This window comes from Bradyrhizobium sp. USDA 4449 (assembly GCF_054056275.1).
In genome coordinates this window covers 1,795,050-1,810,950 of the sequence record NZ_JBSRYD010000001.1, presented here as the reverse complement: position 1 = coordinate 1,810,950, position 15,901 = coordinate 1,795,050, and the positions used below count along the sequence as shown (strand labels likewise).

15 protein-coding genes are annotated in these 15,901 nt (G+C 64.7%); 7 read left to right on the top strand and 8 right to left on the bottom strand.

The window, feature by feature from the left end:
- Nucleotides 1–11 precede the first annotated feature (11 nt).
- From ACVIIW_RS08605 to sdhC, 5 genes are all read right to left on the bottom strand, one after another.
- Entirely contained in the window at nt 12–2,165 is a 2,154-nt protein-coding gene (locus ACVIIW_RS08605; RefSeq protein ID WP_456700344.1) for an ATP-binding protein, read from the bottom strand.
- Between the two features lie 188 nt (nt 2,166–2,353).
- Nucleotides 2,354–3,136 carry a succinate dehydrogenase iron-sulfur subunit gene (locus tag ACVIIW_RS08600; protein WP_027533258.1) on the bottom strand — a complete coding sequence of 261 codons (783 nt, stop codon included), beginning with the start codon at nt 3,134–3,136 and terminating at the stop codon, nt 2,354–2,356.
- 119 nt (nt 3,137–3,255) lie between these two features.
- Nucleotides 3,256–5,091 carry a succinate dehydrogenase flavoprotein subunit gene (sdhA, locus tag ACVIIW_RS08595; protein ID WP_456700343.1) on the bottom strand — a complete coding sequence of 612 codons (1,836 nt, stop codon included), beginning with the start codon at nt 5,089–5,091 and terminating at the stop codon, nt 3,256–3,258.
- 3 nt (nt 5,092–5,094) lie between these two features.
- Nucleotides 5,095–5,499 carry a succinate dehydrogenase, hydrophobic membrane anchor protein gene (gene sdhD / locus ACVIIW_RS08590; protein ID WP_456700342.1) on the bottom strand — a complete coding sequence of 135 codons (405 nt, stop codon included), beginning with the start codon at nt 5,497–5,499 and terminating at the stop codon, nt 5,095–5,097.
- A complete protein-coding gene (gene sdhC, locus ACVIIW_RS08585; RefSeq protein ID WP_456700341.1) occupies nt 5,496–5,894 on the bottom strand; it encodes a succinate dehydrogenase, cytochrome b556 subunit in 399 nt (132 codons plus the stop codon). The genes sdhD and sdhC overlap by 4 nt, the downstream gene beginning before the upstream one ends.
- A 470-nt stretch (nt 5,895–6,364) precedes the next feature.
- Between sdhC and ACVIIW_RS08580 the strand changes: the two genes are divergently transcribed.
- The gene (locus ACVIIW_RS08580; RefSeq protein ID WP_456700340.1) at nt 6,365–7,225 is read left to right on the top strand and encodes a sulfite exporter TauE/SafE family protein; all 861 of its coding nucleotides are present in this window, start codon (nt 6,365–6,367) and stop codon (nt 7,223–7,225) included.
- Nucleotides 7,226–7,344: 119 nt separating this feature from the next.
- Here ACVIIW_RS08580 and ACVIIW_RS08575 read toward each other — a convergent pair whose 3' ends face one another.
- The gene (locus ACVIIW_RS08575) at nt 7,345–8,874 is read right to left on the bottom strand and encodes a malonate--CoA ligase (RefSeq protein WP_456700339.1); all 1,530 of its coding nucleotides are present in this window, start codon (nt 8,872–8,874) and stop codon (nt 7,345–7,347) included.
- Nucleotides 8,875–8,968: 94 nt separating this feature from the next.
- Between ACVIIW_RS08575 and ACVIIW_RS08570 the strand changes: the two genes are divergently transcribed.
- From ACVIIW_RS08570 to ACVIIW_RS08555, 4 genes are all read left to right on the top strand, one after another.
- The gene (locus tag ACVIIW_RS08570; RefSeq protein WP_456700338.1) at nt 8,969–9,730 is read left to right on the top strand and encodes an SDR family oxidoreductase; all 762 of its coding nucleotides are present in this window, start codon (nt 8,969–8,971) and stop codon (nt 9,728–9,730) included.
- Nucleotides 9,731–10,063: 333 nt separating this feature from the next.
- Complete coding sequence (locus ACVIIW_RS08565; protein ID WP_456700337.1) at nt 10,064–10,618, top strand: fasciclin domain-containing protein; 555 nt, start codon at nt 10,064–10,066, stop codon at nt 10,616–10,618.
- Between the two features lie 173 nt (nt 10,619–10,791).
- A complete protein-coding gene (locus ACVIIW_RS08560) occupies nt 10,792–11,421 on the top strand; it encodes a cytochrome b/b6 domain-containing protein (RefSeq protein ID WP_456700336.1) in 630 nt (209 codons plus the stop codon).
- Between the two features lie 12 nt (nt 11,422–11,433).
- Complete coding sequence (locus ACVIIW_RS08555) at nt 11,434–12,216, top strand: molybdopterin-dependent oxidoreductase (protein ID WP_456700335.1); 783 nt, start codon at nt 11,434–11,436, stop codon at nt 12,214–12,216.
- 19 nt (nt 12,217–12,235) lie between these two features.
- Here ACVIIW_RS08555 and ACVIIW_RS08550 read toward each other — a convergent pair whose 3' ends face one another.
- Nucleotides 12,236–13,438: a YbfB/YjiJ family MFS transporter gene (locus ACVIIW_RS08550; protein WP_456700334.1), complete on the bottom strand. Its 1,203-nt coding sequence runs from the start codon at nt 13,436–13,438 to the stop codon at nt 12,236–12,238.
- A gap of 132 nt (nt 13,439–13,570) precedes the next feature.
- On the opposite strand from ACVIIW_RS08550, the gene leuB reads away from it, so the two are divergent.
- Both leuB and ACVIIW_RS08540 read left to right on the top strand, forming a co-directional pair.
- Nucleotides 13,571–14,683, top strand: coding sequence for a 3-isopropylmalate dehydrogenase (gene leuB, locus ACVIIW_RS08545; protein ID WP_456700333.1), 1,113 nt, complete (start codon nt 13,571–13,573; stop codon nt 14,681–14,683).
- A gap of 27 nt (nt 14,684–14,710) precedes the next feature.
- Nucleotides 14,711–15,346 (top strand): DapH/DapD/GlmU-related protein, encoded by a 636-nt coding sequence (locus ACVIIW_RS08540; protein ID WP_456700332.1) that lies wholly within the window; start codon nt 14,711–14,713, stop codon nt 15,344–15,346.
- Nucleotides 15,347–15,417: 71 nt separating this feature from the next.
- Here the strand turns inward: ACVIIW_RS08540 and ACVIIW_RS08535 are convergent, their stop codons facing one another.
- The gene (locus ACVIIW_RS08535) at nt 15,418–15,804 is read right to left on the bottom strand and encodes a hypothetical protein (protein WP_456700331.1); all 387 of its coding nucleotides are present in this window, start codon (nt 15,802–15,804) and stop codon (nt 15,418–15,420) included.
- Nucleotides 15,805–15,901 lie beyond the last annotated feature (97 nt).

The following is a 15,901-nucleotide window of genomic DNA, read 5'->3' as shown; positions in this document are numbered from 1 at the left end:
GTTCCCGGGTCTCACTCCGCGGCGCCCCCGCGCACCCGCTTCAACCGTGCTGCACGGTGCAGAACGCGCGACAGTTCCTCGATCGAATAAGGCTTTTGCACGAGCTCGAAGCCGGCGACACCGTCCTGGGACAGAGCGTGGCTATAGCCCGTGGTCAGCACGATGGGTACGCCGATGCAGCGATCGCGGATCGCCTGCGCAAGATCGAGCCCGGTCATCCCGGGCATGACGACATCGGAGAACACGACGTCGAACCTTTCAGGGGCGCCGACGAGTTCAGTGAGCGCGTCGGTGGCGTTGTCGACCAGCGTGATGCTGTAGCCGAGCTCGGTCAGCCCGTCGGCGGCGAAATTGCCGAGTTCGATGTTGTCCTCGACGACCAGCACCGACATGCCGCTGCCGGCGACGGCCGGCGCCGTCGTCGGTGCCTCGCTGCGGGGCAGCAGAGCTGCGGGCACGCGCGGCAGATAGAGCGAGAAGGTGCTGCCCTGGCCGACCTCGCTGGCGACGGTCACCTCGCCGCCGGATTGCCGAGCGAACCCGAACACCTGCGACAGGCCGAGGCCGGTGCCCTGGCCGACCTGTTTGGTGGTGAAAAAGGGCTCGAAAATGCGCCCCAATTGCGCGGCGGGGATGCCGATGCCGCTATCGTTGACGGCGACGCAGACGAAACCGGTATCGTTCGAGATCTGGCTGCTGGAGACGTGCGCCAGCGCATCAGGAAGGTTGGTCGCCGCGTGCACCGTGAAGACGATGCGGCCCTTGCCCTGCATTGCGTCGCGCGCGTTGGTCGCCATGTTGATGATCGCAGTCTCGAACTGCCCGGCATCGGCATTGACGAGGCAGGGCTCGGGCGGCAGCTGCGTGACGATCTCGATCGCAGGTCCCAGCAGCGTGGTGAGCATGTCGCGCAGCGATTGCACGCGCTCGCCGGCATCGAACACTTCGGGCTTCAAGGTCTGCCGGCGGGCAAAGGCCAACAGCTGCGAGGTCAGCTTGGCCGCGCGCGCGACCGCGTCGGCGATCGCGGTGATGTAGCGCTGCCGCCGCTCCTCGCTCAGTTGCGGCCGGTTCAGGAGGTCGACGGACGCGCGGATCACGGTCAGGAGGTTGTTGAAATCGTGCGCGACGCCGCCGGTGAGCTGGCCCAGCGCCTCCAGCCGCTGGCTGTGCTTGAGCGCCTCCTCGACCTCGCGCCGCTTGGCAGCCTCGAGCTGCAGATGCTGGGTGCGCCGGAAAGCGAAGGCGAGCAGGACGAACAGCAGCGCGGTGGCGGGCGCGCCGAACACCAGATGCTGGCTTATGGTGCCTAGCCAGCGGGCGCGGATCGCCGAGGTCTCGAGGCCGGCGCTGACATAGATCGGATATTCGGCGACGCGCCGGTAGCCGATGCGCCGCTCGATCCCGTCCGATGGCCAGGCGATGGTGACCAGCCCATGATCGGGATGGGCCGCGATGGCATGGCCGACCGGGCCGTTCGGATCGAGCCGGAAGTCGTGGTCGAGCCGCGGGAATTGCGCCAGCAGCGTGCCGTCCGTGCGCCCCATCGCGAAGAAGCTGCCGGGATCGGCGCCGATCCTGGCGTAAAAGCTCGCGAAATATTCCGGCAGCACCGAGGCCTGGATGACGCCGGTGAAGCTGCCGTCGTCGGTTGAGCGGCGCCGGCTCACGCCGAAGAAGCGCGCGCCCTGGTAAGGCGCCCGTGGCGTCAGCGAGGCGCCGATGAAAGTGCCGATGCTCTGGTCGATGTGGGCGTAGAAGTAATCGCGGTCGGCAAAGCTCTGGGGCGGCGGGGGCGACACCAGGCTGTTGACCAGCACCTTTCCATCCGCATCGAAGATCCAGGCCGATTTGAGCTGCGGCAGCGAATCCGTGAGCTGCTTCAGGCGCCCGTGCAGCGCGGGCTCGCGCGCGCGGATGACATCGTCGGGAAGGTCGCGCACGACCTCGTTGAGCTCCGCGAGGCTCCGATCGATGGTCTCGAACACCTTGAGCGCGTGCTCATGAGCGACATCGAGGGAGCGCTCGATCTCACGGTCGGCGATGTCGAGCGTCGAATTGTAGGAGATCGTGGAGGCAATCGCGAACAGCGCAATCGGCAGCGCCAGGGATGCGGCCATCATCCACTGCAGAAGTCTCAGCGAGTTGCGTTGTGCGCCCTGCACGGTCGCTCCGGTCCCCTGACCGGAGAGCTTACTTGAATCTTGCGCCTGGACGGAAGCGGCTTGTGCGGAGCTGGAGGTTGTGGTTCACCGGTTCGCGCGTGCAGCGCGATGAGGAAAATTTTCCCTGAAATCGTTCCGCTCGGGGCACGCCCCGGCCTTCCGGCCGGGGCTATAGCGCAGAAAGTGCCCTAGATCTGGCGCTCGACCATCTTGAGCTTGAGCTCGGCGATGGCCTCGGCCGGGTTCAGCCCCTTCGGGCAGGCCTTGGCGCAGTTCATGATGGTGTGGCAGCGATAGAGCCGGAACGGGTCCTCGAGATTGTCGAGCCGCTCGCCGGTGGCCTCGTCGCGCGAATCAGACACCCAGCGGTTGGCCTGAAGCAGGGCGGCGGGGCCGAGATAGCGGTCGCTGTTCCACCAATAGCTCGGGCAAGAGGTCGAGCAGCAGGCGCACAGGATGCACTCGTAGAGGCCGTCGAGCTTCTCGCGGTCCTCGTGGCTCTGGCGCCATTCCTTCTGCGGCGTCGGCGAGGTCGTCTTCAGCCACGGCTCGACCGAGGCGTATTGCGCGTAGAAATTCGTCAGGTCGGGAACCAGGTCCTTCACGACCGGCTGGTGCGGCAGCGGGTTGATCTTCACCGCGCCGTCCTTCACGTCGTGCATCGAGCGGGTACAGGCCAGCGTGTTCTGGCCGTCGATGTTCATGGCGCAGGAGCCGCAGACGCCTTCGCGGCAGGAGCGGCGGAAGGTCAGCGACGGATCGATGTGGTTCTTGATCCAGATCAGGCCGTCCAGCACCATCGGACCGCAATCATTGGTGTCGACGTAATAGGTGTCGACGCTCGGATTCTTGCCGTCGTCGGGATTCCAGCGATAGACGCGGAATTCGCGAACGTCGGTCGCGCCCGCGGGCTTCGGCCAGGTCTTGCCGCCGGTGATTTTCGAGTTCTTCGGAAGTGCGAATTCAACCATAAGTCCTGCCTCTGGTTTCTTCCGTCATGCGCGGGCTTGACCCGCGCATCCATCTTCGGGGGATGGATTGCCGGGTCAAGCCCGGCAACGACAAGCAATGCTCAGTACACGCGCGCCGCTTAGTAGACGCGAGCTTTGGGCGGGATGTACTGCACGTCGTTGGTCATGGTGTAGTCGTGAACCGGGCGATACTCGATCTTGACCTTGCCGTTGTCGTCGAGCCAGGCCAGCGTGTGCTTCATCCAGTTCTTGTCGTCGCGCTCGGAGAAGTCCTCGCGCGCATGGGCGCCGCGGCTCTCGGTGCGGTTGGCGGCCGAGTTCATCGTCACCACCGCCTGCGAGATCAGATTGTCGAACTCCAGCGTTTCGACGAGATCCGAGTTCCATACCAGCGATCGGTCGGACACGGCGATGTCGGTAATTCCGCTGTGGACCTTCGCGATCAGGTTCTGACCCTCACTCAGCACCTCGCCGGTGCGGAACACGGCGCAATTGTTCTGCATGACGTGCTGCATGCCTTCACGCAACTTCGCGGTCGGCGTGCCGCCGGAGGCGTAGCGATAATGATCGAGGCGGCCGAGCGCGAGGTCGGCCGAGTTCGCCGGAAGCTCGGGCTGCTTGGCGTTCGGCGTCAGCTTCTCGGCGAGACGGAGCGCTGCGGCGCGGCCGAACACGACGAGGTCGATCAGCGAGTTCGAGCCGAGCCGGTTGGCGCCGTGCACGGAAACGCAAGCCGCTTCGCCGATCGCCATCAGGCCGGGGATGATGGCATTGTCGTCGCCATCCTTCTTGGTCAGCACTTCGCCGTGATAGTTCGTGGGAATGCCGCCCATGTTGTAATGCACGGTCGGCACGATCGGGATCGGCTCGCGCGTCACGTCGACATTGGCGAAGATCTTTGCGGATTCGGAGATGCCGGGCAGGCGCTCGGCGAGCACCGAGGGATCGAGATGGTCGAGATGCAGGAAGATGTGGTCCTTCTTCTTGCCGACGCCGCGGCCTTCGCGGATCTCGATGGTCATCGCGCGCGAGACCACGTCGCGCGAGGCGAGGTCCTTCGCCGACGGCGCGTAGCGCTCCATGAAGCGCTCGCCCTCGGAGTTGACGAGATAGCCGCCCTCGCCGCGCGCTCCCTCGGTGACGAGGCAGCCCGAGCCGTAGATGCCGGTCGGATGGAACTGCACGAACTCCATGTCCTGCATCGGCAGGCCGGCGCGCAGCACCATGCCGCCGCCGTCACCGGTGCAGGTGTGCGCCGAGGTGCAGGAGGCGTAGGCACGGCCGTAGCCGCCGGTGGCGAGAATGACGGTCTGGGCGCGGAAGCGGTGCAGCGTGCCGTCGTCGAGCTTGAGCGCGATGACGCCGCGGCAGGTGCCCTGGTCGTCCATGATCAAATCGATGGCGAAGAACTCGATGAAGAACTCGGCCGCGTGACGCAGCGATTGGCCGTACATCGTGTGCAGCATGGCGTGACCGGTGCGGTCGGCGGCGGCGCAGGTGCGCTGCGCCTGGCCCTTGCCGTAGTCCATGGTCATGCCGCCGAACGGACGCTGGTAGATCTTGCCGTCCTCGGTGCGCGAGAAGGGCACGCCCCAGTGCTCGAGCTCGTAGACCGCCTCGGGCGCGTTGCGCACCATGTATTCGATCGCGTCCTGGTCGCCGAGCCAGTCCGACCCCTTCACGGTGTCGTACATGTGCCAGCGCCAGTCGTCCTTGTGCATGTTGCCGAGCGAGGCCGAGATGCCGCCTTGCGCAGCGACCGTGTGCGAGCGGGTCGGAAACACCTTGGTGATGCAGGCGGTGCGAAGGCCGGCTTCGCTGCAGCCGACGACGGCGCGCAGGCCCGCGCCGCCGGCGCCGACCACGACGACGTCGTAGGTATGGTCTTCGATCGGATAGGCTTTGCCGTTGGTGGCGGGAGCGTCGTTGCCCTTGCCATTCGTCTCGGTGGCCATGGGTTACACTCCCGATGAAAGTTTCAGGATCGCATAGGTCGAGGCGAGCGCCACGGCGATCGAGAAGAAATTGTTGAGCATGATCGAGATGAGCTTCAGCTTCTCGTTATGGACATAGTCCTCGATCACGACCTGCATGCCGATCTTCATGTGCCAGGCGCTGGCGACGATGAAGAGCAACAGGATGAGGGCGACGGGAAGCGACGAGAGGATCTGCGCGGCGCCGGCCTGGTTGCGGCCGAGCAACATCATGATGATCACCAGCACCGGGATCATCAGCAGGGTCATGGCGACGGCGGTGATGCGCTGGCGCCAGAAATCGGATGTACCCGAATGCGCGGCGCCGAGACTACGGACGCGGCCGAGCGGGGTGCGCATGCTGCGCTTCGGGGTGTCGGCTGTGCTCATCGTCCACCTCCGATCGCGTAGGCGATGATCCAGACCAGTACCGTCAGGGCGATGCCGCCGATCAGCGCGCCCCAGGTCAGCGCTTCGCGTTCATTGGCCTTGAAGCCGTAGCCGAGGTCCCACACGAAGTGCCGGATGCCGCTCAACATATGGTGCATCAGCGCCCAAGTGTAGCCGAATACGATCAGCCGGCCGATGATGCTGCCGGTGAAGGCCTGCACGTTGGCGTAGGCCGCCGGGCCCGAAGCCGCCGCGACCAGCCACCAGACCAGCAGCACGGTTCCGACGTAGAGGGCGATACCGGTGGCGCGATGGACGATGGACAGCGCCATCGTCAGGGTCCAGCGGTAGACTTGCATGTGTGGTGAAAGCGGTCGTTCGATCCGTGCGGTCATGGGCTTTTGGTGTCTATGGCGGCCCGGCAGGGCGCGCGCGGGGATCGCGAAAGGTCGGCTCTATTTACGGAGTCGATTTGGCCTGCGCAATCACCAAATCGCCATAAATCGAACCGGCGTTCAGCTCTAGGCCGTTGATGAACCAAGACCAATCAGGGCCTTGGTATACCAGTTGGGTGGCGTACCGTTAAAGCAGCGAACAAAGATTCATGGTTTCCTGTGGCGGTCGAGGCACATTGAAATCACTAGTGGAACGGCCCCGAGCGCCCGATCGGCTGCCGTCGTTCAAACCAGTCAGTTCCTGGCGCTCGTCATCGCTCGGCCCGCCGCCCGGAGCATATGCGCATCCTGCACTCCACCCCAGACGGCCGGTCCGGCGTGTCGACCGCGCCAACTGGATCGCCTAAAGCTCGAAACAGCAGCTCATTCCGAACGCACGAATCGGAACGCGCGCGACGAGGGGCAGTCGGGTGATCGCAGGTCTGGATATCAAGGAGATCGCCGAGCTCGCGCTGCTGCTGATCGCAACAGGTGCGCTGTCCGGTTTTCTGGCCGGCGTCTTCGGCATCGGCGGCGGCGCGATTCTGGTGCCGGTGTTTTACGAATGTTTTCGTATCGCGGGCGTGCCGCTCGAAGTGCGCATGCCGCTGTGTGTCGGAACGTCGCTCGCGGTGATCATTCCGACGTCGATCCGTTCGTTCCAGGCGCATTACAAGCGCGGCGCGGTCGACATGACGATCCTGCGCGTGTGGTGGCTGCCGATCATCATCGGCGTCGTTGCAGGGAGCGTCGTCGCGCGCTACGCGCCGGAGCGGCTGTTCAAGATCGTGTTCGTCGCCGTCGCGTATTCCGCCGCAGCTCGCCTCATCCTCGCGCGCGAGGGGTGGAAATTCGGTGACGACCTGCCCGACGGCCCCTTGATGCGCGCTTACGGTTTTTGCGTCGGCATCCTCTCGACATTGATGGGCATCGGCGGCGGCCTGTTCTCGAACTTGCTCATGACCTTCTATGGCCGCCCGATCCATCAGGCGGTGGCGACCTCGTCGGCGCTGGCAGTGTTGATCTCCATCCCCGGCGCGCTTGGCTACATCTATGCCGGCTGGCCGGCTGCGGCGACCTATCCATCCGTTGCAGCGCTGCAGATCCCGTTCGCCCTCGGCTATGTCTCCCTGATCGGCGCCGTGCTGGTGATGCCGACGAGCCTCGTCACCGCGCCACTCGGCGTGAAAGCCGCGCATGCGATGTCGAAGCGCACGCTGGAAGTCGCGTTCGGGTGCTACCTGTTTATCGTCGGCAGCCGGTTTGCGATGAGTTTGGTGGGCGGGCAGTAAACGCCGGCATCGTAGGGTGGGTTAGCCGCAGCGTAACCCACCACTTCTGTCACCGCGGAGATCAAAGCGGTGGGTTACGCCTTCGGCTGACCCACCCTACGGGATTGCATGCTCCGCCCTCACTTGTTCGCGTAAATATCCTTGTACTTATCGCGCAGAATGTTCTTCTGCACCTTGCCCATGGTGTTGCGCGGCAGCTCGTCGACGACGAAGACGCGCTTGGGCATCTTGAATTTTGCGAGCCGGCCGTCGAGTGCCTGCAGCACGGCGGCCTCCGTCACGTCGGCGCCCTTGTTGCAGACCAGCACGGCCGTGACGCCTTCACCGAAGTCGGCATGGGGCACGCCGATCACGGCGGATTCGACCACGCCGGGCATGGCGTCGATCTCGCTCTCGATCTCCTTCGGATACACGTTGAATCCGCCTGATATCACCAGATCCTTGCCGCGACCCAAAATGTGGACATAGCCCTTGTCGTCGATCTTGCCGAGGTCGCCGGTGATGAAGAAGCCGTCGGGCCGGAATTCCGATTTGGTCTTCTCGGGCATGCGCCAATAGCCCTTGAACACGTTCGGGCCCTTCACCTCGATCATGCCGATCTCCTCCCGCGGCAATTCCTTGCCGGTCTCGGGCTCGGTGACGCGCAACGAGACGCCGGGCAGCGGGAAGCCGACCGCGCCGGGCACGCGCTCGCCGTCATAGGGGTTCGACGTGTTCATGTTGGTCTCGGTCATGCCGTAGCGCTCGAGCACGGCGTGGCCGGTGCGCGCCGACCATTCGCGATGGGTCTCGGCCAGCAGCGGCGCCGAGCCGGAGATGAACAGGCGCATGTGCTTCGTGGTTTCGCGCGACAGCGCAGGGTTCTGAAGCAGTCGCGTGTAGAAGGTCGGGACGCCCATCAGCACAGTGGCGCGCGCCATCAATTTGATGATCAGGTCCGGATCGAGCTTCGGCAGGAAGATCATCGACGCGCGCGAAAACAGCGTCACGTTGGTCGCCACGAACAGGCCGTGGGTATGGTAGATCGGCAGCGCGTGGATCAGCACGTCCTCGTCGGTGAAGCGCCAGTAGCCGACCAGCGAGAGCGAGTTCGACGCGAGGTTATCATGCGTCAGCATCGCGCCCTTGGAGCGGCCGGTGGTGCCTGAGGTGTAGAGGATCGCGGCGAGATCGTCGTTGGCGCGCGAGACGGTCGCAAATTCGCTGCTCGCCTTGTCGGCTGCTTCCGTCAGCGAACCCTTGCCGTCGGCCCCGAGCGTCTCGACCTTGGCCTTCACCTTGGCGGCGATCGGAGCGAGGCCCTCGGCCTTGGCGGGATCGCAGACCACCAGCGACGGTTCGGCATCGCCGATGAAGTAGTCGAGCTCGTTCAGCGTATAGGCCGTGTTCAGCGGCAGATAGACCGCGCCGGCCCTGATCGTGGCGAGATAGAGCACGATGTTCGCCACGGATTTTTCCACCTGCACCGCGACGCGATCGCCGGGCTTCACGCCGCGCGCGACCAGCACATTCGCCATCTGGCCGGCCCGCGCGATCAGATCGCCATAGCTGATATGGGCGCCGTCCTGCGTCTCGATGGCGAGGCGTTTGGGGTCGTCCAGGCCGTCGAACAGGCGGGAAAACAGGTTGGCGTTGGCTGCTTGGTTCATGCAAGATTTCCTCGACCGCAAGGCAACAAGGCCGGTCAAAACCGAGGGCTGGATTAGCAAAAACCGCCCCAATGAAGCAACGGAGACAGTTTGCATGACCAGATCAGGGAAACGCGTGGCCTGGGTTACGGGCGGCGGCAGCGGGATCGGGGAGGCCGGCGCCGCGGCGCTCGCGGCCGACGGCTGGACGGTGGTGGTGTCCGGCCGCCGGCAGTCAGCCCTGGATGCGGTGGTCGCGAAGATCGCCGGGGCGGGCGGAGTGGCCGAGGCGCTGGCGCTGGATGTGTCCGATGCGGCCGCGGCCCAGGAGGCGGCCGATCACATCGTCGCGAAGCATGGCCGGATCGATCTGCTTGTGAACAATGCCGGCATCAACGTGCCCAGGCGCAGCTGGGAGGACATGGAACTGGAGGGCTGGGACAAGCTCGTCCAGGTCAATCTCAACGGCGTGCTCTATTGCATGCGCGCGGTGCTGCCGACGATGCGCAAGCAGCAGGACGGCTCGATCATCAACGTCTCGTCCTGGGCCGGCCGCCACGTCTCGAAGATGCCGGGCCCGGCCTACACCACCACCAAGCACGCGGTGCTGGCGCTGACCCATTCCTTCAACATGGACGAATGCGTCAACGGTCTGCGCGCCTGCTGCCTGATGCCGGGCGAGGTCGCCACGCCGATCCTGAAGCTGCGGCCGGTGGTGCCGAGCGAGGAGGAGCAGGCGAAGATGCTGCAATCCGAGGACCTCGGTCGCACCATCGCATTCATCGCCAGCATGCCGCCGCGCGTCTGCATCAACGAGCTCCTGATCAGCCCGACGCATAATCGCGGGTTTATTCAGACGCCGAACAACAGGGATTGAGCCAGGGTCGCAGCCGAGTTCGTCGTTGCGAGCGAAGCGAAGCAATCCAGAACTGTGCGGAGACGGTCTGGATTGCTTCGTCGCATCTGCGCAAAATTGCTGTGCAATCTTGTCGCGAGCTCCTCGCAATGACGGTGGATCCACCATACGGACACGCCGCCGCACAGTTTCACGCATCACAAAGAATTTTTGTTCGAAACCGCATCGCAAACCTCCCGTAGTTCGGCCAACGACGGCGCGGCTTCTTCCCGCTCACAGCAGGTCGCAGCCACCGTTGTTGCCCCAACTCAAGCGCCGGCCATTGCCGGTCACCATTCAATCGGGAGTGTCTCCATGTCGAAGCGCATTGCCTATCTCGCCGCCGCTGCCTTCAGCGCGCTGGCCGTCACCGCTGCTGTCATCGCGCCCGCCCGGGCCGAGGAAAAGACCGTCATGGTCGGCGGCGCCGCGATGTTCCCCTCGAAGAACATCGTCCAGAACGCCGTCAATTCGAAGGACCACACCACGCTGGTGGCGGCCGTGAAAGCGGCCGGCCTGGTGCCGACGCTCGAAGGCAAGGGCCCGTTCACGGTGTTCGCGCCGACCAACGCCGCCTTCGGCAAGCTGCCGGCCGGCACCGTCGACACCCTGGTCAAGCCCGAGAACAAGGCGACCCTGACCAAGATCCTCACCTATCATGTCGTGCCCGGCAAGCTGGAGGCCTCCGACCTCACCGACGGCAAGAAGCTGAAGACGGCCGAGGGCGAGGAACTCACCGTCAAGAAGCAGGACGGCAAGGTCTGGATCGTCGACGCCAAGGGCGGCACCTCGATGGTGACGATCTCCAACGTCAACCAGTCGAACGGCGTGATCCATGTGGTCGATACCGTGCTGATGCCGGCGACGTAACACCGGATACCTCTGTTTCATCCCCGGAGGATGCGGCGAAACAGCGAGCCGGGGAGACCCGGCTCGCTTTATTGTGACCGGAATGCCCGGCGATTCGGTTGGCCGGCCGGCGTAACGAAAGCGGAAGCATCGGCGTATATTCGGTAGCAGACGATGTTCAGGACGGAACCATCATGTCGAGCCTCACAGTGACCGACGAGCAGGTCAGCGCCGCCAAGGCCAAGGTGATCCAGCCGGTCTGGGTCCGGGTCATGCACTGGACCAATGCATTTGCCATGATCCTGATGATCCTCTCCGGCTGGCAGATCTACAATGCCTCGCCGCTGTTCGGTTTCAGCTTTCCGCGCGAGTACACGCTGGGTGGCTGGCTCGGCGGCGCCCTGCTTTGGCATTTTGCGGCGATGTGGCTGTTGATGATCAACGGCCTCGCGTATCTCGTCACGGGTTTCGCATCCGGCCGCTTCGCCAAGAAGCTGCTGCCGATCACGCCCTCGGGCGTGCTTGGCGACGTCAGGGCGGCCCTGACCTTCAAGCTCGGCCATGACGATCTCAGCGTCTACAATTACGTGCAGCGGACGCTCTATGCCGGCATCATCGTTGTCGGCGTGCTGATCGTGCTGTCGGGCCTGTCGATGTGGAAACCGGTGCAGTTGCATTGGCTGGTGACATTGTTCGGCGATTATCCGACCGCGCGTTACGTGCATTTCTTCTGCATGGCCGCGATCTGCGCCTTCCTCGTCGTTCATGTGTTGCTCGCGCTGTTGGTGCCGAAGAGCTTGCGCGCGATGATCATCGGTGGCTGAGGAGAGAGAGACATGGCCAAACCTTCATTCCTGATCCCCGGCGTCGACAAGCGGCTGCTGATCAAGGACTCCCTCAAGGTGATGCCTGATCTCACCCGCCGCCGCTTCATCGCGGGCGGCGCCAGCTTAGGGGCGCTGACGCTGCTCACCGGCTGTGACGTGGTCGATTCGTCCTCGGCCGATGCCTTGCTGACCAGGATCTCGAAATTCAACGACGCCGTGCAGGATTTCATCTTCAACCCCGATGCGCTGGCGCCGACATTTCCCGAGAGCGCGATCACGAAGCCGTTCCCGTTCAACGCCTATTACGATCTCGATGACGCGCCCGACGTCGATGGCGACGACTGGAAGCTCGAGGTGCGCGGCCTCGTCGACGTCAAGAAATCGTGGACGCTTCAGGAGCTCTACAAGCTGCCGCAGGTCACGCAAATCACCCGTCACATCTGTGTCGAAGGCTGGAGCGCGATCGGCAGCTGGACCGGCACGCCGTTGCGCGATTTCCTCAAGCTCGTCGGCGCCGACGCCCGGGCGAAATATGTCTGGTTCCAGTGCGCCGACAAGGACGGCTACAATTCACCTTTGGACATGCGCACCGCGCTGCATCCGCAGACGCAGATGACGTTCAAATATGCGAACGAGATTCTGCCGCGCGCCTACGGCTTCCCGATGAAGATCCGCGTACCCACGAAACTCGGCTTCAAGAACCCGAAATACGTGATCTCGATGGAAGTCACCAACGACTACAAGGGCGGGTATTGGGAAGACCAGGGGTATAATTCGTATAGCGGGAGTTGATACGGCGAGTAGGGAGTCGCTATTTCCCATTCGCCGCCTTCGGCCCCACCTTCCGCTGGCACAACGCCAGCACCGCCCCCAGCGCCAGCAGCGCCGCCGACACATTGAGCGCGTAGCTCAGGTTTCCCAGCGCATCCGTGATCGCGCCGACCACGATCGGCCCCAGCGTCTGCCCGACACCGAACGCGATCGTCATGGCCGCGATCGCGGTCGGCCACATCTGCGGCGGATAGTTGAAGCGCACGAAGGCGGTGGTCGAGCCGACCACGGCGAAGAAGGCGACGCCGAACACCACCGCCGAGACCGCGAGCCAGCCTGTCGAATGGCCGAGCATCGGCAGGCCGGCGCCGATGGCGTTGGTGCCGAGGATGATCGCGGTGGCGAGGCCGCCGCGGTCGAGCGCGAGCACGCGGCGCCAGGCCCAGGGCGTCACGAAGGCGCTCATGCCGATCAGGCCCCAGAATGCGGCTTGTGCCTGCGCACCGCCGCCGCCGTCGCGGACATAGGCGATCATGAAGGTCATGTAGGCGATGTAGCCGGCGCCGAACAGGAAATAGGCGGCCAGATAAATCAGCACGGGAAGCACGGCGAAGGCGGCCTGGCCCCCTTCCGAAAAGCGCGCGCCGCTCTCGATCCGGACCAGGAACAGCGGCACGGTCATCGCGGCCGACAGCAGCGTCATCGCCCACCACACGATCCACCACGAGCCCGGGCCGAAATGCTGCAGCGTGAACGGCGCGATGAGCCCGGAGGAAAGGATGCCGATGCCCGGTCCGGCATAAAACAGGCTCAGCAGGAAATTGGCGCGTTCGGGGCGCGACTGCGCGATTGCGGCGGCCAGCGCGCCGCCGGCGACGAAGCCGGCCGCCGCGCCGAGGCCCAGCACGAGACGGGCGAGGCTCAGCGCGACGAAATTCCCCGTCAGCGCACAGGTGGCGAGCGCGGCGACGCAGGCCAATGTTCCCAATCGGATCGCCGCCGACCAGCCGACGCGCTCGATCAGCCGGGACGCCAGGAGCGCACCGACGAGGTAGCCGACGGCGTTGATGGTGTTCATGAAGCCGGCTGCGGAGTAGGACCAGCCGAGATCCTCCCGCATGTCAGGCAGCACCAGCGCATAGGCAAAACGGCCGATGCCGAGCCCGACGGTTGCGGCCAGCGACAGGGTCAGGATCAGCCGCGCGGGGTGCGCGACGGGCGGGGGTCGATCAGGGGCGAGCAAAGGATACTCCGGCGTCGCCCAGTGTGGCAGGCCCTGCCCTCCTTGCACAGCCGCGCGGCGGCAATGGTGTCTTGCCAAGCGCGCAACGCCGCTCTAGCACTCCGGCCGAATTCGATCTCAGAGGAAACTGATATGGCGACCCACAAACTGCTGCTGCTCCCCGGCGACGGTATCGGCCCCGAGGTGATGGGCGAGGTGAGGCGGCTGATCGATTGGCTCAATTCGGCCGGGATCGCCAAGTTCGAGACCGATACCGGCCTGGTCGGCGGTTCGGCCTATGACGCCCACAAGGTGTCGATCTCCGAAGGCGACATGGCCAAGGCGCTGGCCGCCGATGCCGTCATCTTCGGCGCGGTCGGTGGCCCCAAATGGGATGCCGTGCCCTACGAGGTGCGCCCGGAAGCCGGCCTGCTGCGGCTGCGCAAGGATCTCGCTTTGTTCGCCAACCTCCGCCCGGCCATGTGCTATCCGGCGCTGGCCGATGCCTCGAGCCTGAAGCGCGAGGCGATCGAGGGCCTCGACATCGTCATCGTGCGCGAGCTCACCGGCGGCGTCTATTTCGGCGAGCCCAAGACCATCACCGATCTCGGCAACGGCCAGAAGCGCGCCGTCGATACCCAGGTCTACGACACCTATGAGATCGAGCGCATCGGCCGCGTCGCCTTCGAGCTTGCCAGGAAGCGCAAGAACAAGGTGACGTCGATGGAGAAGCGCAACGTCATGAAGTCGGGCGTGCTCTGGAACGAGGTCATGACCGCGCTTCACAAGCGCGAATATGCCGATGTCACGCTCGAGCACCAGCTGGCCGACTCCGGCGGCATGATGCTGGTGAAGTGGCCGAAGCAGTTCGACGTCATCGTCACCGACAATCTCTTCGGTGACATGCTGTCCGACATCGCGGCCATGCTGACGGGCTCGCTCGGCATGCTGCCCTCGGCCTCGCTCGGCGAGGTCGACGTGAAGAGCAAGAAGCGCAAGGCGCTGTACGAGCCCGTGCACGGTTCGGCGCCCGACATTGCCGGCAAGGGCCTCGCCAATCCGATCGCGATGATCTCGTCCTTCGGCATGGCGCTGCGCTATTCCTTCGACATGGGCGATCTTGCCGACAAGGTGGATGCCGCGATCGCTGCGGTGCTCGCCAGTGGCCTGCGCACCGCCGACATCAAGTCGGAAGGCACCACGGCCGCCTCGACCACGCAGATGGGCGAAGCGATCCTGAAGGAATTGCAGAAGCTGCACGCGTAAGGCTACGGTCTTCCTGGAAACCGTCTCATGGACTCACCCCGCCCCAAGATCGCGGAAACCATCATCCATGAGACGGTGCGCCAGCGCGAGGCGCACATCGGGCGGCGCTGCGAGATTCTCAGCCATACGCGCATCGAATATGCCTCGCTCGGCGACTACTCCTATCTCGGCGAAAACTGCGATGTCGCCGACGCTGTCATCGGCAAGTTCACCGCCATCGCCAATTCGGTGCGGATCGGCGCGCCCAATCATCCGATGGGCCGTCCGTCGCAGCATCGCTTCACCTATGTCCCCGAATATTACGAGGCGAGCGCGAGCCGCGACCGCGACTTCTTCGCCGATCGCCGCGGCGACCGCGTCATCGTCGGCCATGATGTCTGGATCGGCCATGGCGCGATCCTGCTGCCGGGCGTCACGGTCGGCGACGGCGCGGTCATCGGCGCGGGCGCGGTCGTCAGCCGTGACGTCGCGCCCTACGCCATTGTCGGCGGCGTCCCCGCGCGCCTCATCCGCAGGCGCTTCGATGATTCTGTCGCGGAAAGCCTGCGCCGCATCGCCTGGTGGGATTGGCGCGATGATCTCATCTTCGCGCGCCTTGCGGATTTCCGTTCCGAGGCGATCGAAGAGTTTTGCCGGCGCTACGACCCGGCGGCTAATTCGTAAAGCGGACGCAGCTGCCAAACACAAAAAGGCCGGGCATGAGCCCGGCCCTTTGATTCGGTCGTGACACCAGCTCAGTACAGCGGGAAATTCTGCGGATAGCCGCCGACATCGGCCGGGGTCGACAGCGGCTGGCGATCAATCGGGCGGTTGTTGTTCTCGCGGGCAAAGGACGGATAACCCACGGCCGGCGGGAAGGCGTAATCGCTGAACTTGCGGTCGCCCGGATTGACCTCGGTGCCGCCGTCGAGCCAGGAGCGCTTGCTCACATAAATACGGGTTCGGCCCTGCTGGTACACCGCGTTGGGGCCCGCGGGACCGTAATAGTGCCGGCCACGCTCGTCATAGCGCGGCTTGGTCTTGGTGTCGGCCGACGCCGGCGCAGCAAAGCTCACGGCCATGACGGCGCCCGCCGCAAGCCAGGTCGCCAGTTTGTTCGCCGCAAAGATATTCGAGCTCATCACGTCCCCTTCAGGCGGCGCGCCGCCAGTCGATTTCACCCCATACTAGCCCGGTCGGGGCGGATGCAACTAGGTCAATTCAGTCACACCGCGCCGG

Coding starts and splice junctions, on each gene's coding strand:
- ACVIIW_RS08600 (WP_027533258.1), bottom strand. CDS start 3,136: ATGGTTGAATTCGCACTTCCGAAGAACTCGAAAATCACCGGCGGCAAG.
- sdhA (WP_456700343.1), bottom strand. CDS start 5,091: ATGGCCACCGAGACGAATGGCAAGGGCAACGACGCTCCCGCCACCAAC.
- sdhD (WP_456700342.1), bottom strand. CDS start 5,499: ATGAGCACAGCCGACACCCCGAAGCGCAGCATGCGCACCCCGCTCGGC.
- sdhC (WP_456700341.1), bottom strand. CDS start 5,894: ATGACCGCACGGATCGAACGACCGCTTTCACCACACATGCAAGTCTAC.
- ACVIIW_RS08575 (WP_456700339.1), bottom strand. CDS start 8,874: ATGAACCAAGCAGCCAACGCCAACCTGTTTTCCCGCCTGTTCGACGGC.
- ACVIIW_RS08570 (WP_456700338.1), top strand. CDS start 8,969: ATGACCAGATCAGGGAAACGCGTGGCCTGGGTTACGGGCGGCGGCAGC.
- ACVIIW_RS08565 (WP_456700337.1), top strand. CDS start 10,064: ATGTCGAAGCGCATTGCCTATCTCGCCGCCGCTGCCTTCAGCGCGCTG.
- ACVIIW_RS08560 (WP_456700336.1), top strand. CDS start 10,792: ATGTCGAGCCTCACAGTGACCGACGAGCAGGTCAGCGCCGCCAAGGCC.
- ACVIIW_RS08555 (WP_456700335.1), top strand. CDS start 11,434: ATGGCCAAACCTTCATTCCTGATCCCCGGCGTCGACAAGCGGCTGCTG.
- leuB (WP_456700333.1), top strand. CDS start 13,571: ATGGCGACCCACAAACTGCTGCTGCTCCCCGGCGACGGTATCGGCCCC.
- ACVIIW_RS08540 (WP_456700332.1), top strand. CDS start 14,711: ATGGACTCACCCCGCCCCAAGATCGCGGAAACCATCATCCATGAGACG.
- ACVIIW_RS08535 (WP_456700331.1), bottom strand. CDS start 15,804: ATGAGCTCGAATATCTTTGCGGCGAACAAACTGGCGACCTGGCTTGCG.